A 25,061-nucleotide genomic window follows, 5' to 3' on the forward strand; every position below is an offset into this window, starting at 1 on the left:
ATCAAGCGTGTATTGTCGCGAGAGCTGCTGCATCTTCGTGCAAGTCAGCCACCATATTGCCGGTGAAGGCAAACGCGCCCGTTTCAATCATCTGGGCCAAGGCACCATCATCAAGATAGCCGCCTTCTTCAGAGATTCCAACGAAATCCGCGTCTTTTCCTGCAAGATGGTCAAGCATGGTGTCGATTGCGTTCTCAGCCATGATATCATCGACGATGGCGGCCAGTTTGGGCGCCTCTTCCGATTGATCCATGCCTGTCGCATCGGCCAGGTTGGCATCTGCAGGTTCCGGTGAAGATTGCAGCGCCAGCAGCGCCTCCATCATCGCCGGGTCGACATCACTGCCGGTGGCAAAAGCCGCATCCGATACCGCACCGGTGCTGCCATCTTCCATGGTAAAGCTGGCCGTACCGAAAACGGTGACATCACCATCAGCCTCAATCGTGGGGATGCCATTTGACACTAGCTGGATCGAGCTGATCCCGGCATCGGCGAGGCTGACAAATTCGCCCGCATCGGAAACCGCATCGAGGTCGGCGTCGATCCAAACCCCAAATTTACCATAAGCATCGTCATTCGCGTCGAGCTTGCCATCAGTATTGGTGTCATACTTTGCAGCGATGGCTTCAAGGTCCGTCATCCCGTTGCCGCCGAACACAAATTCGGAGGCATCGGATACGATGTTGTCACCGTTCAGATCATAAGCCAGGATCGCGCTGCCCGCGGCAATCCACGCGGTCTGCGTTTTCACACCGTCGCCATTGTAATCATAGGCAAGACCGCCGCTGAGGCTGGTGAACTCATTGCCGCCACCATCGAGATCAAGCACGACGGGGGTGACGGAAGTGTCCGGAGTTACCGTGATATCGATGGTTCCAGTCGAGGTGTCGCCGTCGCCATCGGTAGCCAAGACGTCAAAGTTGAACGTCAGGTCATTGCCAGCTGTCGCCGAATTGAAGCCGAACGCACCAAGCGCGAAATCATCGCCTCCACCATGACTATATTCGACTGCATTGAAGTCAGTCACACCCTCGAAGGAGACGGTGTAACCCGCACCAAGGCCAGTTACTGTTACGGTGCCATCCAGATTGTCGACGAAATTGCCGTCGTTCGGATTACCGTTGGTATACAGCGCTGTGATGTCCACACCATTGGCATCGGTCACCGTCAGCGAGGTAATGTCGACAGCAACCGGTGTCCCACTAAGCGTGTCCTTGGGGGCGGCATCAGAGTCAAGGAACAGCGAGATCGTAACCGCAGCCTGTGCGCCGCCGCTTTTCACCTGCATGACCGTGAACGAAGAGTCGGTGACCAAGTAGTGAGCGTCGAAAGTGTAACCCCCGGCATCCTTTTCATCCTGGCCGGGATCACGTGCAACATCTGTGACGTAATCGAGTCGGAGACCCTCGTTCTCATCAATCCACTGGTTGTTGCTGCCAATGTCGGTTGCGCTCGTATTAACCGTGCCACCATTAAGGCCGGTGATCAGCAAATCTTCGCTGTCGTTTTGCGAAAGATTGATGTCCACTCCGTCGGCATCGAGTCCGATCCACAGATTCTGACCCGCGGGAGCGGAGGAGAAGTCGTCGAACACAAACCCCGAACCGTCATCGAGCGGTTGATCGAAATCGATCGTGTAGGTGGCATCGTTACCTGCACCGGTGCCGGCGTTAAGCGTGACCGTGAACACCTTTGCCCCGACATCGGTATTCGTCGGATCGGTGGTGCCGATCAGCGTGCCCGTGCCGAAGCCGAACAGATAAATCGTGTCGCCGCCAGAGGTTATCGGAACACCGCCAGTGGTCTCGAACGTCGTCACACCATCGGTCCCGCCAGTGAAGGTCAGGCTACCAAAGCCATCTGCACCGATGAAATTGGTGCCGATCCCGTCATTATTCGGATCATTGATCAGGCGTGTTGCAGTTGCCGTGCCGCTGTTGACGAGAGCATCGTCCTGCGTCGTGCCTGTTGCATTGGTGGTGTCCGTCAGATCGACAGGAGTGAAGTCGTTCGGCGCATCGTCACCGAACTGGATCGTCAGCGTGCCATTGGCCGTATCAGCCGGGGTATCGCTGTCGCTCACCGTATAGGTGAGGTTAAGCGAGTCCACCCCGCCCGCCATCTCGCCATCATCGCCGCCGTCGTGCAGGAAGTTGGTCAGCAGCGTGACGGTGTAGGCGCCGGTGTTTACATCGGTGATCTCGACCGTGAACAGATCGGTGCCATCGCGATCGCCGCCCGTGACCGTCGCGGTCAAGGTGTCGGTGAGTGCATCCCAGCTATAGGTCACCGTTTCCGTTCCGGCAGTACCGGTCAAGGTATCCATGCCCGCGAAGCTGAAAGTGGCCGGGCCGTCATTGCCCACACTTCCGGTCAACGTGCCGACGAAAACGATGTCGTTATTGTTGCCATCGGTATTGGCGTCGAGATCGTCGCCCGCATTGTTCGGATCGTTGCCGCCGGGCAATCCGTCGTCATCAAGGCGCGCGGTGACCGTGCCCGCCGATGGCGTGCTGTCATTCTGAAGGTTGATCGTGACGGTAGCGGTGCTCTCGTCACCGTCGCCATCGGTCAGCGTATAGCTGAAAGTAACCGTACCTTCTTCGCCGTCAGCCGGCGTGTAGGTGAAGGTTCCGTCAGCGTTGAAGACAAGGTTGCCCGTGCCGTCAATGTCGTCGTTATAAACATAGCTTGCCGCACCGTCGGCACCCTCGACATCGGCGCCATTGCCGTTGTCGAGTTTCACATCGCCAACCACGTCCGCATTCTCGCTTACCTGGTTGAACGTGTCATCGTTTGCCGTTGGCACATCGTCAACCACGTCGATCGTGATCGTACCCTGCACCGTGTTGCCGTTGGCATCCGTGGCCAGGTAGACGATCGTTTCGACACCGGTGAAGGTGTTGGTCGAGTTGTTGCCGGTCGGGCTCAGCACCGGATCGGTCAGCGTGTAGGTGTAGCTGCCGTCGGCATTGAGCTGGAATTCACCATAATTATCAGTGAAGCTGATCAGCGTGTAGCTGGTTGCGCCAACCACGTTGAGCTGACCCGACACTGTCTCGGTATCAAGCCCTGGCTGGCTGCCTTCCACATTGCCCGCTGCCAGGTCATCGTTGAGCGTGCCGGTCCGGTCATCCTGATTCAGGTCAAGCGCGGCTTCGAACACCGTCTTGGTCTGGTTGTCGGGCTGCCGCGAAACATCGAGAATGGTGATCGTCAGCGTCGCGGTCGAAGTGTCCCCGTCCGCATCGACGATGGTATAGGTGAACACATCGGTTTCGCCCGGAGGCAGGACCGAATCAGGGTTCGACTGGTAAACGTAGTTGCCGTTCTGGTTCAGCGTCAGCGTGCCGTATTCGCCGGCCAGCACAAAGTTGCCGAAGCCATCGTCAGCCGTGCTGTCCGAAGTTCCCTGGTTTACGCTGGTGATGCCAATCACGGTGGGAGTGCCAAAGCCATCCGCTCCGCTCACATCGGCTCCGGCCGTGCCGTCAGGGCTGCCGGTGCCGAGAACCACATTGCCGGCCGTGAAGCCACCCTCTGCGGTGCTGTCGGTATCATTGTTGGCAGTGGGAACATCGTCGACGATCGTCACCGTGAAGGTGTCGGTCGATTGCGTGCTATCGCTGTCGGTCACCTCGATGGTGACGCCGGTCAGCAGCGCGGTGTTTTCGCTCTCGTCATCGGCATGGTCGAGCGGCTGCGACAGCGTCACCGTGTAGCTGTAATCGACCGTGCCATCGAGCTGGTCCGTTCCCGCATTGAGCGAAATCCGGATCACTTCGGTCGCGCCGCCATCGACGGTGCCAACCAGATCGCCGTTTCCATCGAGCGCGAAGTCAACAGGCTGCCCATCAGAGCTGAGCTGGCCGTCAAGGCTGTCCGGATTGATGAAGGCGATCGCCGCATCCACATCGAGCGGAGTGTCGTTGCCGAAATCGACCGTGAAGTTCACCGTATCGGTGTTGTCCTCGGTCGAGTCGGTCTCGGCCGGGCTCACCTGCAGCGGATTGCTGTCGAGATTGGCGCCAGGAAGGCCGTCCTCGTCAACCACGGCATTGCCCGCGTTGAATTCCGGAGCCGAATCCGCGCCCACATTGACGTAAATCGTCGCGGTCGAGGTGTCCCCGTCGCCATCGGTGATCGTGTAGGTGAAACTGTCTGGCCCCGCATATCCCGCATCGGGAGTGTAGGTGAACGTGCCATCACCGTTATAAACTGCCGTGCCGTTGGTCGCATCGGTTTCCAGCGCTATGTCGCCAAAGGCAACCCCGTCCGCGCCTTCCACGTCATTGGCAAATACATCGATCGGCGTCGGAGTGTCTTCCGCAATCGCGATCGGCGCGCCGGGCGAACCGTCGTTATTGGCGGTAGGTACATCGTCGTCGAAGGTGATCGTCAGTGAACCGTCGACAGCATCGTTATCATCGCTGTCGATTGCGGTGAAGGTCAGAACCGCGCTTGCATTGTTCTCGGTATCGGTGCCGTCGTCGGTGTGCAGGACGTTGGTCAGCAGCGTCACCGTGTACTGGCCCGAGGTCGGGTTCACTGCAACCGTGAACAGATCGGTGCCAGTGCGGCTGCCGCTGCTGATCGTCGCGGTCAGCGTGTTGGAACCCGCATCCCAGCTGTAGTCGACGCTCTCGGCGCCGACCGTGCCGCTCGTCGCGTTCATGCCTGCAAGCGTGAACGTGCCAGGCCCATCATTGCCGAAGTCGGCCGTGAAGGTACCGACAAACACGCTCTCGTCGCCCAGGCCAGCACCGCTGTCGCCCACGTCTGCGTCAAGATCGGTTGCTGCATCCGCGCCCGCATTGGCGCCGCCAAGCCCGTCGTCATCGACTGCCGCCACCGCATTGTTCGGCGCCGGGGTGGAGTCGTCCTCAAGGTTGATCGTGACCGAGGCGGTGCTCTCGTCACCATCGGCATCGGTCAGCGTATAGCTGAAAGTAACCGTGCCTTCTTCGCCGTCAGCGGGTGTGTAGGTGAAGCTGCCGTCGGAGTTGAAATCGAGCGTGCCGGTACCGTTGTGGTCGTTGTTGTAGGCATAGCTCGCCGGGCTGTCCGCACCCTCTGCATCGTTGTCCGACACATCGCCGGTGACCGCGGTGTTCTCGCCGCCCTGATCGCCCTGATTGTAGGTGTCATCCGCCGCGCTCGGCACGTCATCGTCGAAGGTGATCGTCAGCGTGCCGTCGACAGCATCGTTGTCATCGCTGTCGATTGCGGTGAAGGTCAGAACCGCACTCGCATCGTTCTCGGTATCGGTGCCGTCATCGGTGTGCAGGACATTGGTCAGCAGCGTCACCGTGTACTGGCCGGAGGCCGGGTCCACCGCAACCGTGAACAGATCGGTCCCGTCGCGGTCGCCGCCGTTGATCGTCGCGGTTAGCGTGTTGGTGCCCGCATCCCAGCTGTAATCGACATTCTCGGTGCCGACCGTGCCGCTTGTCGCGTCCATGCCCGCAAGAGTGAACGTGCCGGGCCCGTCCGCGCCGAAGTCGGCCGTGAAGGTGCCCACAAACACGCTCTCGTCGCCCAGGCCAGCGCCGCTATCGCCCGCATCGGCGTCGAGATCGGTCGCAGCATCCGCGCCCGAATTGGCGCCTGCCAGGCCGTCATCGTCGACCGCCGCAACCGCATTGTTCGGCGCAGGAACCGAGTCCTCGAGCAGATTGATCGTCACCGTCGCGGTCGAAGGATCACCGTCACCATCGGTCACCGTGTACGTGAATGTCACAGTGCCCTGCTCGCCCGCTCCGGGCGTGTAGGTGAAGCTGCCGTCGGAGTTGAAGTCCAGCGTGCCAGTGCCGCTCAGATCGCCATTCTCGGCAAAACTCGCTGCGCCGTCCGCGCCGCCAACATCATTGGTCGAGACATCGCCCACTACGGGCGCATTTTCCGCCTGCTGGTTGAAAGTATCGTCCTGCGCATCTGGCAAATCATCGATCACCGTAATGTCGAGCGTAGTGCTGGCTTCATCGCCATCGCTGTCGGTGACGGTCAGGCTGAAGCTGTCAACCTCGTCCACCAGATCGACATCGGTGATGTTGTCGCCGAGTTCATAGCTGTAGCTGTAATCGGTGCCGTCGAACGACACGGTCAGCGTGCCATAAGCACCCGCCACCGTGCCGCCGCCCGTCACATCAACCCCGTTGATGACCAGCGATGCCACGGTATCGCCGCCGGTGCTGATGTTGATCACGCCCGTGGTGACTTCGCTGTCCGCACCTCTGTTCGAACCTTCGAAGGTCGAAGCGGGCGGCCCGTCGAGGCCGGATTCGTTGACCACATCACCACCCTCGGTGCTGATTTGGGGCGTCGAATCGTCGAGCAGGTCGATCGTTACCGTGGCGGTCGAGCTGTCCCCATCGCCATCGGTGATCGAATAATCGAACGTCACCGTTCCTTCTTCGCCCGCGGCGGGCGTGTAGGTGAAAGTGCCGTCGCCATTGTTGACGAGTTCGCCGGCTCCGGTGAGCGTTCCCTCAACCAGCACAATGGTATCGAGCGCGACGCCGTCAGCGCCTTCGATATCGTTGGCAAACACATCGACCGTGACGGGAGCGTTCTCCGAATCCTGCGTGGCAGAATCGTCGAATGCTTCAGGCTCGTCATCCACGATGTTGATGACCAGGTCATCCGTTGCATCATCACCGTCGAGATCGGTCACCACCACTTCGAACGAAACCGAAGTGTCGTCGCCCGAGGTGTTGTCACCCAGCGTGTATTCATAGGTGATCGAGCCGTCACCGGTCACCGGATCATAGGTGACCGCGGTTATCACCAGCGTGCCGGTCGCATCGTCGATGATGACCTGGTCGTCGGCGTCATTGCCGGCAAGATTGTCGAGGTTCACCTCGACGCCGCCGATGGTGATGCTGCCGAGGCCGTCAGGCGAATTGAAGGTGATGGTGCCACCGGTGGAATCGCTGCCGGAACCGGCATCTGTGCCTTCCGGCTCCAACGGATCGCCGCGTTCTGGCAGGCCGCCCTCGTCCACAATCGTGCCTTCGCCGATGTCAGGAATCTCGATCGTATTCGGAGCGTCAGCGATGTTGATTGTCAGTATCGCGGTGTCGGTGCTGCCATCCTGATCGATGATCGTATAGGTGAACACGTCGCTGACATCGCCAGGCGTATTGTAATCGCGGGTATAGCTATAGCTGCCATCAGCGTTGAGCGTGAGCACGCCGTATTCGCCCTGAAGCGAATCGCCCGGCTGCGCCGAACCGCCTTCGTTGCTGAAGCCGGTGACGGCTTCAACGCCGCCCTCGCCAGCGGGATAATCGTCGGCGCCCGATTCGTCGTTGTCGAGAACATTGCCCTCGATCGGGCCGAAAGTGCCGCCAGCAACAATGCCGATGTCATCCGCCGCGATCGGGCTGTCATCCTCAACCAGGATCTTCAGCGATGCATCGGCGGTATCGCCGTCGCGATCAACCACGGTGACGAAGAAATTGCCGTCCTCGGTCAGGCCCAGCAGATTGTCAGCCAGCGTGTAGCTGAAGCCGATCTCACCCGAATCCAGATTGATGCTGGTGATGGTGAGCGTGCCGAAAGGAGTGACGAATTCCTGGCCGACAGTAGTGATTTCCACGCCGTTGAGGATGATCGCCGAAAGCCCGTCAGGCGCACTGAAGATGATCGTGCCGGTGGTGGTTTCGGCACTGGTTTCGTCTGCCGTGCCCTGCGGCTCGTCGCCGCGCGCGGGCAGGCCGCGTTCGGCCACCGTGGCGATCGCGTTTTCGACGCCGATCGGGTTGTCCGGCGTCTCGATCACCACATCGGGATCTTCGTCCTCCAAACCCGGAATGATTTCCTCTTCCGGCTGCGGCTCGAAGGCCAGTTCGGTATAGGGAAGAAGGTTACCAAGATCGAATGCGTCCTGCAGGAACAGGTCGCCATCGTCGAAACTTCCGCCCGAGCTGGACGGCGGGTTTGGCAGCGCATCGGGGTTGAAGCCTTCATCGTCAGGCGACATCGGCAGGCCGTTGAGGGCAGCCGAAACCGCCATCGGCGAGATCGCGGTACCATCGATCACGATCTGCGGCGTATTGATCGCGCCATCGGGGATCAGAATGGTCGATCCATCGGCCAGCTTGATCACCAGATCGCGGCCCTGGACGACGAAATCGTCAAGCGTGGTTCCAGCCGGAAGAGTCACAACGCCATTGGCATCGGCAACCATAATTCGGCTTCCGGCAGAGATGTTTGCGGGCGATTCCTGATACTCGTTCGAGCCGTTCAGCAGAGCATCGTTGAAGCTCTCGTCACGTTCGAAACCACCGCGCTTGCCGCCTTCGAAATCAACCATTTTAGAACCCCTCTAAGGTGAACCGGACCATCCGGTTCAGCTAGCAAGACCGATTTGTTTGAGACCCAGCCGCATTTGCCGTTTCCAATCACCCCGGAACCCGGAGAATTCGATCTTGCGGCCCGTTGCTTTGCCCACTCATCATTCCGAACGACTCGGAAACGGGGGCTTTTCGTTAGGCACAGAAAAACAGTGAATCGATTTGGTTGCAAGGCTGGTAACCATATTCCGGATTCTTTACGGCACTCGCAACCTACTGAAAAACCATATTGCGGGCATCGGGGCTTGCGCCCGTCCCAATCTGGCACATGCGCTTGGCAAGAGCTGAATAACCCGGGCTGAAATGCGCCTGCCCCCTCCGGTGATTTCGGGGCCGGAACCGGGGCGCCAGGCGCCGCCTTATATATAGGCCGGGATAGGGGCTGCGGCCGATGCACACCCCCGATGCGTTTCAGCTGTGCCCCGAATGTGCGCTATATATATCGCACGCCGCAGCAATCGCGGTGGCAGTGTGATTGGCCCGCCCTGCCCGCGCCCTGCCCGCGCTGGTAACTACTTGCGAATCACTATAGCTTTGAGAATCAACACGATTGGTGCGAATTGGGGCGACAAGGCGAAATGATTCGCATACAATGTGCGTCAATCAAGCCACGTGTTAACCGAGTTTGTTAGCGGACTGGCAGCTTAAGTATTTGTTTTTCGGAGATAGTTCAAAGCAAACTCTATAATGTTGACCCTAGCGGGTTAACCTATGAAGATTCAAAACAGTTCCGAGGGGAACCAAGCGCGAAGATCCGGCGCGAAGCCGGGAAAACATAAACGGGTCGCGCCGGTTCCAACGCATTACCCCCCTCGGGGCAGGTTCATCCGGAAATAGAAGCCGGAAACCTTGAACTGGACAGCACCACAAATCCTCTCCGGATCCGGTGCCATTTATGGGGTAATTGACATGACTTTCATCAAAACTTTCCTTCGTGACGAATCCGGCGCCTCGGCGGCCGAATATGCTCTGATCCTGGCCATTGTCGGCGCGGCAATCGTGCTTGGCGCCGTCAACCTTGGCACTGCGATCGGCGACGAAATGAACGAAACCGCTGACTGCATCGCTTCCACCGATCCGACGAACGAATGCTAATAATCAGCTTAGCTGAGATCGCAATTTTCGCGTAAGATTTCCCGCGGTTCTTGATGGGCCGCGGGAAATTCATCCGGTTTCTGGCAGCAGTGGGGGTTAATATGAGGGGCCGAAATCTTCTTATTATCGGGCTGGCCGTATTACTCGGCCTGGTCGCGGTATATCTGGCAAATTCGTATTTCTCCGGCGTTGATCAGCGCCAGGCGCGCGAGGCGGAGGAAAACCGCATGGCGCGCATCGTCGTTGCCACGCAGGACTTCCAGTTCGGCACGCAATTGACCACCACCAATTTGCGGTTGGCCAATTGGCCAGCCAATTCGGTGCCGCAAGGCGCCTTTGTTACCGTGGATGAAGCGACCCGCGGCGGCCGAGTGGCGCTGCACCCGATCACCATCGGCGAACCTGTACTTGCCAGCAAGGTCAGCGGCGAAGGTGGCCGCGCCACACTGTCAGCGATCCTGCCCGAAGAATTGCGGGCGGTTACGATCCCGGTCAACCAGGTTACTGGCGTGGCTGGTTTCGTGCGCGCGGGCGACGTTGTGGATGTGCTGTTGACGCGGCAGATCCCGGGCGATGGGGCATCCCCTTCTGACCAGATGACCCATGTGGTGCTGGAAAACGTGCAGGTGCTGGCGATCGATCAGATTGCAAGCGAAAGCGAAACCGAACCCAAAGTGGGCCAGACCGCAACCGTGCAAACCGATATCATCGGCGCGCAGAAGCTTACACTGGCGCGCCAGGTTGGCGCGCTCAGCCTGGCTCTGCGCAATGTCGAGAATCAGGATGTTGGCGGCACGCGGGTGGTTACCACCTCTGATCTGGGCGGCGCGGGGCTTTATATCGCGGCCCGTGAAACCAGCCCGGCTCCGGCGGTGCTGCCGGCCTCGTCTGGCGGCAGGGCACCCGTGGTGCGCCGCCCGCGCGGCCCGACAATGTTGATCGTCCGCGGGGTTGAGCCGACTACGTATGATGTCAAGCGCAAAGGGGGGAATTGAAACCATGCGTACGAACCTCAAGACGCGCATAAAGCTGATCGGTGCTGCCGCGCTGATAGGGCTGTCAGGCGGGGCCATTCCCGGCACGATTCAGCCCCTTGCCGCGCAGGACGGCCAGCAGTCCATCCATGCCGGCTCGATCGAAGTGCCGGTGAACAAGAGCCAGGTGATTACCGCTGACCGGCCGATCGCCCGCGCGATGATCGGCAATGACGCGATCGCTGACATTTTCCCGATCTCCGATCGTTCGGTCTATGTGCTGGGCAAGGAACTTGGGACCACCAGCCTCACTCTGTATGACCGCTCGAACAATGTGCTCGCGGTGATGGATGTGGCGGTTGGCCCGGACGTGATCGGCCTGCGCGAACAAGTTTTACAGCTGATGCCTGACGAGCGGATCGAGGCGCGCATTTCCAACCAGTCAATCGTGCTTTCGGGCACGGTCAGCAGTGCTGGCGCGGCGGACCGCGCGGTGCAGCTGGCCCGCGCCTATGCCGGTAACAATGTTGTCAATCTGATGGCGCTGGGCGGCAGCCAGCAGGTAATGCTGGAAGTACGCTTTGCCGAGGTCAACCGCAGCGTGGGCAAGGATCTGGGCGTTCGATCGCTGTTCAGCTCAAGCGGCGGTCGCTTCAACGGCGCGATCGGATCGGGTGCCAGCCTGACTCCTGATGAGAACGGCATTGGCGTGCTGGGCGTATCGGCGGTGACGCAATCCTTTGGCGTGCTGACCCGCAGCTTTGGCGATGTGCTGGGCCTCGATATCGATGTCGCGCTCGACACGCTTGAAGCAAAGGGCATGTCGAAAACATTGGCCGAACCGACTCTGATCGCGCTATCTGGCGAACGCGCTTCGTTCCTGGCTGGCGGCGAATTCCCGATACCGGTAACTCAGGGTAGCGGGGGACAGAACAACGGGGGCGGCACCGCAATCACGGTTGAGTTCAAGCCCTTCGGCGTTAGCCTGGGCTTCACCCCTACCGTGCTTTCCGACAACACCATCAACCTGCTGGTCGAACCCGAAGTAAGCTCGATCGACCCCAGCGCTTCGATCACTGTCGGCGGACTCACCATTCCCGGCCTTTCGACCCGCCGCGCCAGCACCGTGCTGGAACTGCGCGATGGCGAAAGCTTTGCGATTGCCGGGTTGATCCAGCAGGATTTCGAAACCACGGTTGACCAGGTTCCGCTGCTCGGCTCACTGCCGATCATCGGTTCGCTGTTTCGTTCGTCGAGCTTCCGCAAGGGCGAAACAGAGTTGCTGATCGTGGTCACACCGCGATTGGTGCAGCCCATCCGGCCAGATCAGGTTCGCCTGCCAACAGACCGCGTGGCCGATCCGGTTCAGGCCGACGTACTGCTCAACGGCACCATGTACCGGCCCAAGGAACTTGAGCCCAATGATGACGGTGAAGGCGCACCAACAGGCGAGGAGAGCGATTATGAACTTTAAGAAGCACACGATTGCGCTCCTCGCAGCGGCGACCACGCTTGGCGGCTGCACCAGCGTGGCCGACAAGGAATTGTTTGGTTATCAGGATCCCGGCTTTGGCGAGGCCAATCGCGCCACCTATGCCGCGATGGTGGTCAACCCTGATCCGCAATATGACACGCCGATCCCACCCACCAGCGCGGAGCACGCGGCCAAGGCGATCGAGCGTTATCGCAACGATGCGGTCAAGCGACCGGAACGGATAGATACCACTGAAGGCACGAGCAGCGGCAGCTAGGCAAGCAAGGACATGTCACGCGATGAAAAGGGATCAGCTTAAACGATTCGTCGGAAACGCCGATGGTGCGGTGGCAGCAATCTATGCCATCGCGCTGATCCCGCTGGTCGCCATTATCGGGCTTGCCTATGACTATACCCGCCTGGTGGGTATGGATACAGAACTTCAGAATGCGGCTGATCAGGCCGCGCTGGCTGGCGCTTCACAGCTGGATCGGACCAGCGGATCGATGGAGCGCGCGATTGCCGCGATCCAGGGCGGGCTGGTTTCCAACACTACGCTGTTCTCCAATGATGGCACCGGCACCAACATAGATGTGCCCGATGCCGATATTGTATTCTACGCCAGCCGTGCAGACGCAGAGGCCGGCACCAACAGCTTCACCGATGTAACCCGTTTTGCAGAGGCCGGTTTCGTACAGGTTACTGTCGAAGAACGCGCTGCAGAATACGCCTTTACACCGGTGGTAGGCGCCATTGCGGGCGACCTCATTGCCTCCGCAGTGGCTGGGATGGGTTCCTCTTTGTGCCGCATTCCGCCGCTGATGATCTGTAACCCTGACGAGACCGATCGCGGTTCGACTGGCAATCCAAATTCGACCTTCGATATCGCAACGCGGCGCGGCACAGGCGTGCGCGTGGTCGCCGGGCCGACCGGTTCGGGGCCAAGCTACTGGGAACCGGGCAATTTCGGCTTTCTTGACCTCGGAGCCGGTGCAAGCGCGGTTGCCGAAGGGCTCGGCTGGCTGACCTCGCTCGACAATTGTATAGCGATCGACGGCAATGAAACCATCGCGCCAGATACAGAGCCCGGCCTAAAAGCGGGCGCGATTGATTCGATCAACACTCGCTTTGACATTTATCAAAACAACTCGACCTGCAAATCGCCTGGCCAGTGCCCGGCTGCGTTCAATTCACGCAAGGATCTGATCCGCGAAGCGCAGGACACGCCAGCCTCGAGCACCAATGCCTGCTCAATCAACAGCAGCGGCTGGAAGGAATCCGCGGCCACAAAGTACCTGCCATCGAGTGTTGCACCGCTTCCCTCCACCACCACGCCATATTCCATGGGCCACCCGCGCGATATCTGCCATGCGGTGAGCGCCGGCGGCACCTGCACCGGTGGCCGCTTTGGCGATGGTATCTGGGACCGCGATGCCTATTTCCGCAGCCATTACGTTCGTACCTCTACCGGCCGCAATGGTGAAGCAATCGGCACGAGCTGGACTCAGGTAGATTGGGAATACAATCTTACTCATGGCACCGATGCGCTAACCACCAGCACACCCACCCGCTACGAAGTTTATGAGTGGGAAGTGAAGCGCGAAGGCGACCTGGTCGACGGGGTGGTTATCCTTGATCCCCATCCAGTTGGGGCCACCGGCGCCACCGAACTGAAACAGGCCACACCCATCTGCAGCCAGCACAATGGCTATGCCGGTGACATGAAAACGCCTGACCGCCGCGTGATGACGGTGGCGATCGTCAACTGCACCGCAGAGGGCGTGCGCGGCAAGACCAGCGATGTACAGATCGCCGACTGGATCGACGTGTTCCTGGTTCAGCCCTCGGCCGATCGCGAGGGCGGCCGCACTAGTAAAGCCGATATCTATTTCGAAGTAATCCGCAAAACGGATGTGTCGCGCACTGGGGCCCCTAGCGGCCCGCTGGTCCGCCGCGATGTCCCGTATCTGGTGCGATGACGATGCTGGCGCGTTTCCTCTCTTGCACGCGCGGCGCAGCAGCGGCGGAAATGGCACTGATCCTGCCAATTTCTGTGCTGCTGCTGTTCACCTCTGTCGAAGGCGCGCATTATCTGTATCAGCAGCACCAGGTGGTGAAGGCGGTGCGCGACGGGGCACGCTATGCTGCGCGGCACAGCTTTGATGACATCAACTGCCGAAGCGGCACATGGGTCATCAATGATTCTGATCTGGAAGACAGGATAATCAACCTTACCCGAACCGGCCAAATCACCGGCGGCACGCCGCGCATTGCGAGCTGGTCAGACGCTGAAGTGACTGTCGGCGGTGATTGTCCTCCCCCGCTTCCAGGTGAAACCGAGCATACGGGAATCTTCCGCGCAACTGAACCGGCGCCGACTGTAATCGTTGAAGCCACGGTAGACTATGACTCACTGTTCAATGGCCTGGGCGTGCTGACCGACAGCGCTTCGCTTAACGCTGCACAGCAAGCGGTGGTGATGGGCATATGACGATGCGCAACCTCCTCCTGCGCCTGATACGCGACGAGCGCGGCATGGCCGCCGAGTTCGCGCTGGTTCTTCCGTTGCTGATCTTGTTCGTGCTCGGCACCATCGAGGCGGGGGTCTATGCTTGGCGGCTCAACCAGGGTGAAAAGGCCACCCAATGGGGCGCACGTTTTGCCGCTGTGACCAATCCGGTGGCAGAAGAAATCACCGATGACAGCTACATCGGCCGTACCATCGACAGCACCTTCATCGGACAGGGAGATCGCATCCCGATCGCCGATTTCGTGATCACCTGCACTTCGGCGGGAACCACTTGCAGCTGCACCGGTTCAGACTGCGTGCGCGGGACCTATACCAAGGATGCGATCGCATTCGATAATCTTACCGACCGCATGCAGCTGGTCTATCCAGAGATCGCCCCTGAGAATGTGCAGATCGAATATGCAGGTTCAGGGCTTGGCTTTGCCGGTGACCCCAACGGGCCAGACATGGCTCCGCTTATAACCGTGAGGCTGACCGGGATGAGCTATACACCGACCAGCCTGAACATTTTCGGCGGCACCGTGAACCTGCCGGATTTCGCCTATTCAATTACCGCTGAAGATTCCAGCGGTACGGCATCGAATTGAGACAGATGATGGGAAAAATGAACGACATTTCCGAAAACGCAGTGGGCCAGGCTTTCGATGTCCCGGGCGGCGTGCACATTGTGGCTCAGTCCACTCAGCTGGCCGCGCTCGAAGGGCTTGCCGGGCATGTCACCGCCATCACTTGCGGCATCGAAGACCCGCTTCCCATTGCCGAACTGGCAAATGCATCGATCATCGTGATCGAGGTTGATCCGGCATCGCGCAATTCGCTTGAGCGGGTCGATCTGTTGCGCAGCCAATGGCCGCACCTGCCGGTAATCGCAGGCCTGGCCAAGGTCGATATCGCCACCTCGCGCCAGCTTCTGCGCCGCGGTGTGAGCGACATCGTTGCCCTGCCATTCACGCTTGATGAGCTGGTCACTGCCATTGTTGATACCGCGCAACAGGAACTTAAGGATAACAAGGCCAATGTCCGCCTTGCCCCTTTCATTGCGATGATCAAAAGCATTGGCGGCGCTGGTTCGACCACCATCGCCACCCATCTGGCCGCACAAATGGCGCATGATTTGGGCGCAGGCCATCGCGCCTGCGTGATAGACCTCGATCTACAATCGGGGGATGTTGCTTCCTATCTCGGCTGCAGCCCCAAGTTGACCCTCGCCGATCTGGTCGAAACACCCGAACGGCTGGATGACGAACTTGTGCGTTCCGTCACCGCGACCGGCCACGATCTGGTCGATGTGATAGCCGCGCCGTCTGACATCGTTCCAATCGAATCGATCGATTTCGATCAGCTGATGCGCGTCATCACCATTGCCCGCCGCAATTATGACGTGGTGATCGTCGATCTTCCAGCAAGCTTCACCAACTGGTCGCTTTCCACCGTATTCGCTGCCGATCTTTCTTTGATTGTAGGCACGCTGACCATTCCCAGCCTGCGCCACGCCAAGCGCCAGCTCGATTTCTTGGTTTCGATGGGAATCGCAAAGGATGCGATCGGCGTGGTGCTGAACCAGGTTGAAAAGAGCCTGTTCAAAAGCATTAGCGCTCATGATGCAGCGAAAGCGCTCAAACATCCAATCCTGGCCTGTATTTGCCAAGAGCAGGCGCTTCTGCGCGCTGCCCAGGATCAAGGCCAACTCGTCTATGCCCTCCAGAAACGCAACAAGTTCAGCAAGGATATCATGCTCCTGAGCGAACTCGTTGCCGCCCGCATAGCGGAGGCAGACTGATATGTGGCAAATCAAACGCCCCCCGGGGGAAGAGAAGCAAGAGCAGCAAGCTGAGCAACAAAGCGCAGCCCCTGACGCTGCGCCGGTGATTCAGCTGAACACTGGGGCCGACCAGCGGCAGGACACTTTGCTGCGGCTGCGCATGGCGATCCACCAGGGTCTGCTAGACCGGCTCAACCTCTCCATGCTCGACAAGCTCCCAGAAGAGCAGATCAAATCCGAAATCACCCAATTGATTCCCGAATTGTTGGTGACATTCGACCAACCGCTCAACCGCGAAGAACGTTCGAACCTGGTCGACGAGGTGATGGACGAACTGCTCGGGCTTGGACCGCTTGAACCACTACTCAAGGATGAGACCGTTACCGATGTTCTGGTCAACGGCTCGCAAATCGTCTTCGTCGAACGTTCGGGCGTGCTCGAGCGCGCGCCGACCCGCTTCCAGGATGAAAAGCATCTTATGCGTATCATCCAGAAGATCGTCAGCGCGGTGGGCCGCCGGATCGACGAAAGCTCGCCCTTCGTCGACGCACGCCTCAGGGATGGCAGCCGCGTAAACGCCATCATTGCCCCACTGGCGCTCGATGGATCGCTGCTTTCGATCCGTAAATTCGCGAAGATCCCGATCAGCATGAAGAAGCTGATCGATCTTGAATCGGTTCCGCAGGCGATGGCCGAAGTGCTTGCCGCGATCGTGCGTTCGCGGCGCAACGTGCTGATCTCCGGTGGCACCGGCTCGGGCAAGACAACCATGCTCAACGCACTCTCGTCATTCATCGACGAGCGCGAACGGATTGTGACAATCGAAGATTCTGCCGAATTGCAGCTGCAACAGATCCATGTCGCCCGGCTCGAAACACGTCCGCCCAATATCGAGGGTCGCGGCGAGGTTAGCCAGCGCGACCTGGTCAAGAACGCGCTGCGCATGCGGCCTGACCGCATCATCGTGGGCGAAGTTCGCGCCGGCGAAGCATTTGACATGCTTCAGGCGATGAACACAGGCCACGATGGATCCATGACCACGGTTCACGCCAACAATCCGCGCGATTCTTTAAGCCGCCTTGAACAGATGGTGCTGATGAGCGGGATCGACATGCCGCAGCGCGCTGTAAGGGCTCAAATTGCTTCCGCGATCAACGTTGTCTTGCAAGTGTCGCGCCTCAGCGATGGGCGCCGCAAGGTAACCAGCCTTTCCGAGATCACCGGTATGGAAGGCGAGACGATTACCATGCAGGAAATCTTCCGCTTCAAAAAGACCGGCATTGATGAAAGCAACAAGGTAATTGGCCATTTCGAAGCAACCGGCATCCGGCCCAAATTTCTGCTCGAAGCGGAAACCTACGGTGTAACGTTGCCAGCAGAGTTGTTCCGCCCGGAACTGAAGTTGACCTGAGCCATGACCGCAGAGATAATCCGCATATTCATCCTACTGGCAATCTTTGCCGCGGTATTCGTGGCGACACAGTTCATCGGCTCTTCGGTTGAGCAATCGCGCAGCCATCGCGGCGCAGTAAACAAACGACTTAAGTTAATCGCAGCCGGCCGCGATCGCGAAGAGATCGTCGGTCAGCTGGTCAAAACCCGGCCTAAGGGCCTGCCGCAATTGCCCGAGGCACTCGAGGGCATCCTGATGAGCATGCAACGCATGGTGTTCCAGTCCGGCATCACCATTACCCTGGGGCAGTTGCTGATATTCATAGTCATCGGCTTTGTCGCCGTTTTCATGCTGACCGTGTTTGGCCTGGCAATCTTTGGATATCCGATAGCGATCGGTACGTTTGTCCTCAGTCTGATTTTCAGCCTTGCCCTGGCAGTGGCGACCCCGCTGCTGACGGTAAGCCGCATGGCAAGTTCGCGCCGCAAGCGCATTGAGCACCAGTTCCCGATCGCGCTCGACGTCTTCGTGCGCGCCTTACGCTCGGGCCATCCGATCGCATCGGCAATTGATTTGTTGACCAAGGAAATGGAAGATCCAATCGGTACGGAATTCGGGCTGATCAGCGATGAAATCGCCTATGGTGTCGACCTGATCGGTGCAATCTCGCACATGGCCGAGCGCTGGGACCTTGACGACATGAAGATGTTTGCGGTCTCGATTTCGGTGCAAAGCGAGACTGGTGGCAACCTTGCCGAGATCCTCGATAACATCTCGAAGGTGATCCGCGATCGGCATCAGATGTTCATGAAGGTACGCGCGCTCAGCTCCGAAGGCCGTATGACGGCGTGGATGCTCAGTGTGCTGCCAGTTTTCACGTTTGTCTCCATTTTTTTGCTGACACCGCAATATTACTTTGAAACCGCTGAAGACCCGATCTTTATTTATGGATTTATTGGTTTGGCTATAATGTATGTATTGGGCGTTTATATAATTCGTCGACTGATCGATTTGAAAGTTTGACATGTTTGAATTTTTCACTTCAAACTGGATACTGCGCTCTTTGTCTCTGCTGCTCATTTTTGCAGCGGTCGCAGTCACGGCCTATTTTGTTTCCAATTTCATTTCACGGCGCCTGCGTGTGTCACGCGAACTCGCCACGTTTAGCGGTGCAATAGGCAATCAAAGCAGCGAGACTTTGACGCGCCAGCGTACAGAGGGCGCTTGGGCGCGGATCGTCAAACGCATCGAAGAGGCGGGGCTCAACCTGGGTGACACAGCGGAAAGCGAGATTTCTAGACAGTTGAAAGCCGCCGGCTTTACCTCTCCTGCCGCGCCTCGTATCTATACGCTGATCCGCCTGCTGCTCGTGTTCGTCCAGCCCGGCCTTTATCTTCTCTATGCGGTGTCGCAGGCTGAGCCGCCTTCAGTGTTCCAGATTTACATAAGCTGCGCGATCCTGGCGGTACTGGGGTTGTATGGCCCTAATCTGTATATCCGAGCAAAGGCCGCTAGCAGACGAACCGAAGTCATAAACGGCTTTCCCGATTGCCTTGACCTGATGCTAGTATGCGTGGAGGCCGGGCTCGGCCTTGAAGCAACGCTCGACCGGGTCGGTCGGGAGATGGCTGAAACTCATCCGATGGTTTCTGCATTGCTGACAGAAACCACCCTGCTGATGCGAGCGGGCGCCAGTCGCGAGGACGCGCTCCGCAAGCTGGGTGAAAATTCAAATGTCGATGAGATCCGCTCATTCGCAACCTTGCTGATCCAATCGGACAAATTGGGTACAAGCCTTGCCACGACCTTGCGCGTTTATGCTTCGGAAATGCGCGAAGCGCGCCGAATGCGCGCTGAAGAGAAGGCGCACCGCCTACCGGTCTTGCTTTCGATTCCACTGGTGGTGTTCATGCTGCCGACGATGATCGGCGTTCTTATTTTACCGGCAATCGTGAGAACAATTCGCGAAGTCTTGCCGGCATTCTAGCGGGAGAAGAAAATGAAACAGATGATCCGCACATTGAGCTGCATCGGCGCCGCGCTTGCGCTGGGCGGCTGTCAAAGCTTCATAGGGGCGCTCGGTTTCGGCCCCAAGCAGTCGGCCCAAGTCGATCAGCGTGCCGAGGCTTTCGGTAGTCAGGAACTGGAACATGGCCGCCTCGCCATGAAACAGGGCCATATCGCATTTGCGATCCAGCAGTTCCGTATGGCAGCGCTCAATGAACGCACTGCGCCCGATGCATTCAACGGCCTGGGTGTCGCCTATGCCAAGCTGGGGCGCGCTGATCTGGCAGAGCGCTATTTCAAGACCGCGCTTGAGCTTGATTCGTCCAATCCCAAATACGCCGCCAATCTGGCACATTTCTACAACTCGCCGCTTGGCACTTCAGCGCGAGCGCTTGCCATGCGCGAGCGCGAAGCTGCCGAAGCGCTGGCGGAAGCGCAGAAGGCCGCAGAAGCAGAGGGTCTGTTGGCTTCTTCTGGTGAAATCGAACACCGGGGCGCGGTTTCGCTGCCTCAATCCGGAAAAGCCAGAACGCGTGTCGTTGGCAATGAGGTGCGCATCACCTCGGTTCCGCAGAAGGCGGCTGACGTCAAGCTGCGCACGCCTGAAATCATCGTGCGGGCGTCGCGCATCGAGACAACTGAACAGGTTCCTGATACCATGCCTGTGGTCGGAAGCCGCAGCGATCCCTCGCCACAGGCTGCAAGGATCAGTCTGGTCGGCCGGGTAACAGCTGGCGCCAACGCCGCCCCAGCACGGATCACGATAACACGGGGTGGCACCGCACAGTCAAGTACACTGCGCGAGGCGGCTTATCCGGTGCGTGTGGCGCTGCGGCGCGGAGACTAGGATTTGTACGCCGAACTGATGTGGCCAGCGGCGCTGTCGCTGCTGCTGGTGCTGGGCGCGGCAAGCGATATCCGAGATCGCCGCTTGCCAAACTGGCTTTCGCTGGCTCTGCTGCTGCTGGGCCTTGCGTATGGCTACAGCCAGGGTGGTTTTACGGCGCTAGGCTGGCACGGCGCGCATGCGGCAATCGCACTGGTGGTGGGCATGGCGCTGTTTGCGGCGGGAATTATTGGGGGCGGTGACGCGAAATTCTACGCTGGCCTCGCTGCCTATTTCCCGCTCGGCGAAGGCCTGACTCTGCTGTTATGGGTTTCGCTCACGGCGATTGTGGCAATCATCATCTGGTTTGGGATGCGGCGAATCTTACGCTCCAGCCCGATTGACAAAGAGAGCTTGCACGCCAAATTTCCCTATGGCGTGGCGATTACTGGCGGCGGGCTTTGGGTTGCCTGGAGCAGCTTTCTCGCTGCGTGACTCGGCAACCATTGCGAGGCATAATTGGCCCATGAGTTACTACGATACGGCACCAGCATGGCAAAAGTGGGTGGACAATGGCCTTGACCACATGTCCCGACTTGGCTTGCTGGCGCTGATAGTTGTAGCTTGGCTGGCAACACTTGCATGGCCCCCGCCTTCTTCGGGAACCCGTCCGCTGGTCGCAAGTCAGCCGGGAATGGCCACCAATCCCGATTATCCGCTGCGCATCACACTTCCTGAAGTCAGGCCAATCCCTGTCGAGGAATTGGTGGCGCTAGTCGAGAAAAACGAGCGACTGGGCGCGGCGGATGTAGGCTTGCTCGAGAGGGGCGATACACAATTGGGCGGTTCAACCGGCAACGGATTTGCCGCTGCATTTGCGGCGCTGATTGAACCTTCCGCACATCGCCGCTCTACTGCCTCCCCGGCGCGACAGCCTTTGCCCGATCTCAAACCTGGTGAAATGCTGGCGATTGATTATGATCTGGCAAGCCTGACGCCAAGGGAACCTCAGGACGTTACTGTTGCGAGCAGCAAACCGCGATTCAACGCACAAGATGGCAGTCTGACAGTCAGCAAACCGCTGCTGGTAGATGGGCAAAGCCGTGGCAACGCCACGATCCGGATCGAACAAGGCGCGCAAATCATGATCGCTACCGCTTCGGTCGCCGACGCGCTCGGCCCTCGTGTTGAGACATTGCCCAGCCGCATCGCCAACGCGCTTGCCACCCGCACCGGCTTCATACCGTTCAACGAACTGCGCGGCGCGGGGATCGTGGTGGAATATGACCCGATAAAGGACCGTGTCTCGCTTTCCACTGCCTCATGATCGGCCGAAACGTGCGCTGGCTTGGCGCGCGCAAGTCTCTATAATCATCATGCAATGATTGAAAATCTGGACACGTCGGTGCGGTTGATCGCGGTGGGGGCAAGCCTGCTGCTGCTTACACTGCTACTTGCAGGCCAGGTGCGCAGGCCAATCAAGATCGCGCTTGGGGGGCTGCTCATCTCTGCGGCCGCCTACCTTATCAATTCTTCGACCGTGATCCATCCGCCCCCTTCAATCCGGCCCTTCGTTGACCTCGCTTCAGTATTCGCGCCGTTCTGGACATGGCTGTTCGGACGGCGATTGTTCGAGGATGAGCCGCCAAAATGGGTCATCCAGGCTACCACAGCCGTGTTGATCGCAAGCTGGTTCATCGCTCACTTTGTTCCCCGTTTCGACCCGGCGGGCTTCTACAGCATCCATTTCGTTTCGTTGGTTCTGGTGGCCGATCTGCTGCGCGTGGCACTGGGCCAGCGGGCCGACGACCTGGTCGAGAAGCGCAGGCTCATCCGCCTATGGCTGCCGGTGCTGGTCGCCGCGCAAACCGGCGGGGTGCTGGTGTTCGAAACGATTGCCGGACAAGCGCCAGCGCATCCTGCGGTACAATTGCTCAACGCGGTGTTGATCTTCACGGTCACGCTGTTTGCCGGGCTGGCGCTGCTGCGGACCGACGAGGAACTGCTGGCCGAAGCATCTAACCTCGCCGTTGCCAAGCGCACGGCAGTGGACCTTTCGGCTTCCGAAACCGTGCTCAAGGAAAAGCTCGAGGCGGCGATGGCCGCAGGCTATTACCGCACACCAGGCCTGGCGATCACCGACCTGGCCGATCATCTGGGCGTGCCCGAACACCGTCTGCGCGCGCTGATCAACCGCAGGCTTGGCTATCGCAACTTCTCGGCGTTTCTCAACCACCACCGGATTGCCGAAGCGCGCGCGATTCTGGCCGACCGCGACCGTGTTGACGTGCCAGTGCTGACGATCGCGATGGACCTGGGGTATAATTCGCTGCCTACCTTCAATCGCGCCTTCCGTTCGGAAACTGCAACAACGCCAACCGATTACCGGCGCGAGATGTTCATCCGGAACTGAAAAAAGCGGGTCGATTCCGGAATTGTTCGGCTTTTTTCGGCACTGCGGGGCCAAGTGCTGCGCAAGCTGCCAATCAGTGCCCTCCAACATCAACCGTTACGAGATTCGCAAATGGACAACAGTACCGCTCAATTCTGGATCGCCCGCATTCAGGAGCACTTCGTCGCCACATTCACGTTCGATCTGGGCCGCTACTTCATCGCGGCGGGGCTGCTGACGCTGATCCTGTGGCTGGCAAAGGGTTGGTCCGATGCGCGGCGCATTCAGGACCGGCGCGCAAGGCGGGCGGATTATGTCCGCGAAATCGGTTCATCCTTGCGCACGGTGTTCTTCTTCGCGCTTACCGGGCTTACGACCGTGCTGATGGTCGAAGGCGGGGTGATCCATATCCACAAGGGCGATTATCCGGCGGGCCTGTTCGCGGCGCAATTAGTGGCGATTACGCTGGCGCATGATACCTATTTCTACTGGATGCACCGCGCGCTGCACCACCGGCGGTTGTTCCGCGCCACGCATCTGCACCATCACAAATCGCGCACGCCAACAGCCTGGGCAGCCTACAGTTTTTCGGCCTGGGAGGGCGTTGCCGAGGCAGCGTTCATGCCGATCTTCCTGCTGGGCGTGTCGCTGGCAGGCCTCGCCTATATCGACTTTGCAATCTTTATCTTCCTGGCGTGGATGATCGTCCGCAACGTCATGGGTCATTCGGGAATCGAACTGCATCCGGCCGGCTGGGTGGACAGCAAGTGGCTCGACTGGCTGACCACGACCACGCACCACGATCTGCACCATAGCCAGGGCAACCACAATTTCGGGCTGTATTTCACCTGGTGGGACCGGTGGATGGGCACCGAACATCCGCAATACAAGGCTCGTTTTCGCGCCGCGGCGAAGCCACTGTTCGGCAGGGGCGCAGCGGTGGAGGCGATCAATCCCCGGCCAGATGTGCAACCAGTGCCTTGACCTTCTTCTGGCGCCATTGCGGCAGCGGCGCGACCAGCCAATAACCACGGCGGCCCTCTTCAGGCCCTTCAAGTATGACAAGCCTTCCTGTGGCCACCGCCTCTTCAACCAGCGGCAGCGGCAGCGCAGCCTTGCCCAGCCCCGATATGGCTGAACTCAGCGCTTGGCCGGGGTTCCCGGTGGTCACGCAGGGCTTGATATCCTCGGGCAAATTAGCCCCGGGCCAGTCAATCCAGCTGTCCTGCGCATCAGGAGCGGCCACCACAACCCGCTTCGCGGGGGCTAGCAGCACGCCTTCAAGGTCGCCCGGCCCGTCAACCAGCCGCACCGCTACATCCAGATTGGCTTCGGTGAAATCGGCATTCTCGTCAGCTACGATGTGAAACTGGATTCCCGGATTGGCGGCCTTGAAGCTTGCCAGACGGGTGCCGAGCCACTGCGCATAAAACTCGCGCGGCACGGCAATGGTATAGCGGTCAGACGCCTGGCCTGCCTGCATGGCCTGCACGCTCTCCTCGAATTTGAGGAAGCCTTCACGCAATGCGTCAAGCCCGGCACAGCCTTCGCCGGTCAGCTCCAAACCCTTGCTCGTGCGCCGGAACAGCACCACGCCCAAATGATCCTCGAGTGCGCGAATCTGCTGCCCTACGGCGGCAGGCGTCACTGCCAGCTCGTCAGCCGCGCGCGTGAACGACAGGTGCCGGGCCGCAGCATCATATACGCGCAAGGCGTTGAGGGGCAGATGAGTACGTTTCATAGTTTGGGCGATTTAGAGCCCAAGGCTCTATCCCGCAAGCGCGGCGGTATGCTGTCAGTCGGCAGTTGCAGGTGCCGCCAGCGGGAAGAATGGAATGCGCACTTCCAGCGGTGTGCCGTCCTCACGGTGGAAAGTGTAGAATCCCTCCATCGAACCATGGGGAGTTGCCAGCGGGCAGCCCGAAACATAGTCATGGCTTGCGCCAGGCCTTAGCACCGGCTGCTCGCCCACCACGCCCTCGCCATCGACATGGCTCACCATGCCGCGCCCATCGGTGATGCGCCAATGGCGTGTGCGAAGCTGGATTGTCTCGTGGCTGCCGTTCTCAAGCCGTATATGATAGACCCAGAACCACTTGCCCGCGTCGGGTTGCGACTGCTCAGGCAGGAAGTTGACCGCGACCCGCACGGTAACCCCATCGGTTGTGGCAGCATGTTGGAACAGCTCTTTCATGACATGGAGAAGTTAGCAATTGCAGCGCGCACAGCAAGTGGGCTGGTGCAGCATAAT

Annotated in this window: 19 protein-coding genes; 16 read left to right on the top strand and 3 right to left on the bottom strand. The window is 59.3% G+C overall.

Translation table 11 applies throughout. From position 1 onward, the window contains the following. Position 1: 1 nt before the first annotated feature. A complete protein-coding gene (locus tag ACX3VQ_RS01255) occupies positions 2-8,317 on the bottom strand; it encodes an Ig-like domain-containing protein (protein ID WP_462579136.1) in 8,316 nt (2,771 codons plus the stop codon). Positions 8,318-9,266: 949 nt separating this feature from the next. Here ACX3VQ_RS01255 and ACX3VQ_RS01260 point away from each other — a divergent pair. The 16 genes from ACX3VQ_RS01260 (at position 9,267) to ACX3VQ_RS01335 (ending at position 23,794) form a co-directional block, all read left to right on the top strand. Continuing rightward, complete coding sequence (locus ACX3VQ_RS01260; RefSeq protein ID WP_462571972.1) at positions 9,267-9,452, top strand: Flp family type IVb pilin; 186 nt, start codon at positions 9,267-9,269, stop codon at positions 9,450-9,452. A 53-nt stretch (positions 9,453-9,505) separates the two neighbouring features. Beyond that, positions 9,506-10,447 carry a Flp pilus assembly protein CpaB gene (cpaB, locus tag ACX3VQ_RS01265; protein WP_462579137.1) on the top strand — a complete coding sequence of 314 codons (942 nt, stop codon included), beginning with the start codon at positions 9,506-9,508 and terminating at the stop codon, positions 10,445-10,447. 4 nt (positions 10,448-10,451) lie between these two features. After that, the gene (locus ACX3VQ_RS01270) at positions 10,452-11,900 is read left to right on the top strand and encodes a type II and III secretion system protein family protein (RefSeq protein ID WP_462579138.1); all 1,449 of its coding nucleotides are present in this window, start codon (positions 10,452-10,454) and stop codon (positions 11,898-11,900) included. Then, positions 11,890-12,177 carry a hypothetical protein gene (locus tag ACX3VQ_RS01275; RefSeq protein ID WP_462579139.1) on the top strand — a complete coding sequence of 96 codons (288 nt, stop codon included), beginning with the start codon at positions 11,890-11,892 and terminating at the stop codon, positions 12,175-12,177. Before ACX3VQ_RS01270 ends, ACX3VQ_RS01275 begins: the two co-directional genes overlap by 11 nt. 22 nt (positions 12,178-12,199) lie before the next feature. Beyond that, complete coding sequence (locus ACX3VQ_RS01280; protein ID WP_462579140.1) at positions 12,200-13,879, top strand: TadE/TadG family type IV pilus assembly protein; 1,680 nt, start codon at positions 12,200-12,202, stop codon at positions 13,877-13,879. After that, on the top strand, positions 13,876-14,391 hold the full coding sequence (locus ACX3VQ_RS01285; protein WP_462579141.1) for a TadE/TadG family type IV pilus assembly protein: 516 nt from the start codon (positions 13,876-13,878) through the stop codon (positions 14,389-14,391). Before ACX3VQ_RS01280 ends, ACX3VQ_RS01285 begins: the two co-directional genes overlap by 4 nt. A gap of 2 nt (positions 14,392-14,393) precedes the next feature. After that, positions 14,394-15,017 (top strand): TadE/TadG family type IV pilus assembly protein, encoded by a 624-nt coding sequence (locus tag ACX3VQ_RS01290; protein ID WP_462579142.1) that lies wholly within the window; start codon positions 14,394-14,396, stop codon positions 15,015-15,017. Positions 15,018-15,034: 17 nt separating this feature from the next. Next, positions 15,035-16,210, top strand: coding sequence for an AAA family ATPase (locus ACX3VQ_RS01295; protein WP_462579143.1), 1,176 nt, complete (start codon positions 15,035-15,037; stop codon positions 16,208-16,210). A gap of 1 nt (position 16,211) precedes the next feature. Then, positions 16,212-17,603, top strand: coding sequence for a CpaF family protein (locus ACX3VQ_RS01300; protein WP_462579144.1), 1,392 nt, complete (start codon positions 16,212-16,214; stop codon positions 17,601-17,603). Between the two features lie 3 nt (positions 17,604-17,606). Next, positions 17,607-18,608 carry a type II secretion system F family protein gene (locus ACX3VQ_RS01305; protein WP_462579145.1) on the top strand — a complete coding sequence of 334 codons (1,002 nt, stop codon included), beginning with the start codon at positions 17,607-17,609 and terminating at the stop codon, positions 18,606-18,608. A gap of 1 nt (position 18,609) precedes the next feature. Then, complete coding sequence (locus ACX3VQ_RS01310; RefSeq protein WP_462579146.1) at positions 18,610-19,572, top strand: type II secretion system F family protein; 963 nt, start codon at positions 18,610-18,612, stop codon at positions 19,570-19,572. Between the two features lie 12 nt (positions 19,573-19,584). Continuing rightward, positions 19,585-20,439 carry a tetratricopeptide repeat protein gene (locus tag ACX3VQ_RS01315; protein ID WP_462579147.1) on the top strand — a complete coding sequence of 285 codons (855 nt, stop codon included), beginning with the start codon at positions 19,585-19,587 and terminating at the stop codon, positions 20,437-20,439. Positions 20,440-20,442: 3 nt separating this feature from the next. After that, positions 20,443-20,913: an A24 family peptidase gene (locus tag ACX3VQ_RS01320; protein WP_462579148.1), complete on the top strand. Its 471-nt coding sequence runs from the start codon at positions 20,443-20,445 to the stop codon at positions 20,911-20,913. Between the two features lie 31 nt (positions 20,914-20,944). After that, a complete protein-coding gene (locus ACX3VQ_RS01325) occupies positions 20,945-21,745 on the top strand; it encodes a hypothetical protein (RefSeq protein WP_462579150.1) in 801 nt (266 codons plus the stop codon). A 54-nt stretch (positions 21,746-21,799) separates the two neighbouring features. Continuing rightward, the gene (locus ACX3VQ_RS01330) at positions 21,800-22,831 is read left to right on the top strand and encodes an AraC family transcriptional regulator (protein ID WP_462579151.1); all 1,032 of its coding nucleotides are present in this window, start codon (positions 21,800-21,802) and stop codon (positions 22,829-22,831) included. A 111-nt stretch (positions 22,832-22,942) separates the two neighbouring features. Next, entirely contained in the window at positions 22,943-23,794 is an 852-nt protein-coding gene (locus tag ACX3VQ_RS01335; RefSeq protein ID WP_462579152.1) for a sterol desaturase family protein, read from the top strand. Here ACX3VQ_RS01335 and ACX3VQ_RS01340 read toward each other — a convergent pair. Continuing rightward, the gene (locus ACX3VQ_RS01340; protein WP_462579153.1) at positions 23,760-24,551 is read right to left on the bottom strand and encodes a LysR family transcriptional regulator; all 792 of its coding nucleotides are present in this window, start codon (positions 24,549-24,551) and stop codon (positions 23,760-23,762) included. The genes ACX3VQ_RS01335 and ACX3VQ_RS01340 overlap by 35 nt on opposite strands. A 54-nt stretch (positions 24,552-24,605) precedes the next feature. Beyond that, positions 24,606-25,004, bottom strand: coding sequence for a Co(2+)/Mg(2+) efflux protein ApaG (gene apaG, locus ACX3VQ_RS01345; protein ID WP_462571953.1), 399 nt, complete (start codon positions 25,002-25,004; stop codon positions 24,606-24,608). Positions 25,005-25,061 lie beyond the last annotated feature (57 nt).

The organism is Altererythrobacter chaiwopuensis, from assembly GCF_054957735.1.

Coding starts and splice junctions, on each gene's coding strand:
- ACX3VQ_RS01255 (WP_462579136.1), bottom strand. CDS start 8,317: ATGGTTGATTTCGAAGGCGGCAAGCGCGGTGGTTTCGAACGTGACGAG.
- ACX3VQ_RS01260 (WP_462571972.1), top strand. CDS start 9,267: ATGACTTTCATCAAAACTTTCCTTCGTGACGAATCCGGCGCCTCGGCG.
- cpaB (WP_462579137.1), top strand. CDS start 9,506: ATGGGCCGCGGGAAATTCATCCGGTTTCTGGCAGCAGTGGGGGTTAAT.
- ACX3VQ_RS01270 (WP_462579138.1), top strand. CDS start 10,452: ATGCGTACGAACCTCAAGACGCGCATAAAGCTGATCGGTGCTGCCGCG.
- ACX3VQ_RS01275 (WP_462579139.1), top strand. CDS start 11,890: ATGAACTTTAAGAAGCACACGATTGCGCTCCTCGCAGCGGCGACCACG.
- ACX3VQ_RS01280 (WP_462579140.1), top strand. CDS start 12,200: ATGAAAAGGGATCAGCTTAAACGATTCGTCGGAAACGCCGATGGTGCG.
- ACX3VQ_RS01285 (WP_462579141.1), top strand. CDS start 13,876: ATGACGATGCTGGCGCGTTTCCTCTCTTGCACGCGCGGCGCAGCAGCG.
- ACX3VQ_RS01290 (WP_462579142.1), top strand. CDS start 14,394: ATGCGCAACCTCCTCCTGCGCCTGATACGCGACGAGCGCGGCATGGCC.
- ACX3VQ_RS01295 (WP_462579143.1), top strand. CDS start 15,035: ATGAACGACATTTCCGAAAACGCAGTGGGCCAGGCTTTCGATGTCCCG.
- ACX3VQ_RS01300 (WP_462579144.1), top strand. CDS start 16,212: ATGTGGCAAATCAAACGCCCCCCGGGGGAAGAGAAGCAAGAGCAGCAA.
- ACX3VQ_RS01305 (WP_462579145.1), top strand. CDS start 17,607: ATGACCGCAGAGATAATCCGCATATTCATCCTACTGGCAATCTTTGCC.
- ACX3VQ_RS01310 (WP_462579146.1), top strand. CDS start 18,610: ATGTTTGAATTTTTCACTTCAAACTGGATACTGCGCTCTTTGTCTCTG.
- ACX3VQ_RS01315 (WP_462579147.1), top strand. CDS start 19,585: ATGAAACAGATGATCCGCACATTGAGCTGCATCGGCGCCGCGCTTGCG.
- ACX3VQ_RS01325 (WP_462579150.1), top strand. CDS start 20,945: ATGAGTTACTACGATACGGCACCAGCATGGCAAAAGTGGGTGGACAAT.
- ACX3VQ_RS01330 (WP_462579151.1), top strand. CDS start 21,800: ATGATTGAAAATCTGGACACGTCGGTGCGGTTGATCGCGGTGGGGGCA.
- ACX3VQ_RS01335 (WP_462579152.1), top strand. CDS start 22,943: ATGGACAACAGTACCGCTCAATTCTGGATCGCCCGCATTCAGGAGCAC.
- ACX3VQ_RS01340 (WP_462579153.1), bottom strand. CDS start 24,551: ATGAAACGTACTCATCTGCCCCTCAACGCCTTGCGCGTATATGATGCT.
- apaG (WP_462571953.1), bottom strand. CDS start 25,004: ATGAAAGAGCTGTTCCAACATGCTGCCACAACCGATGGGGTTACCGTG.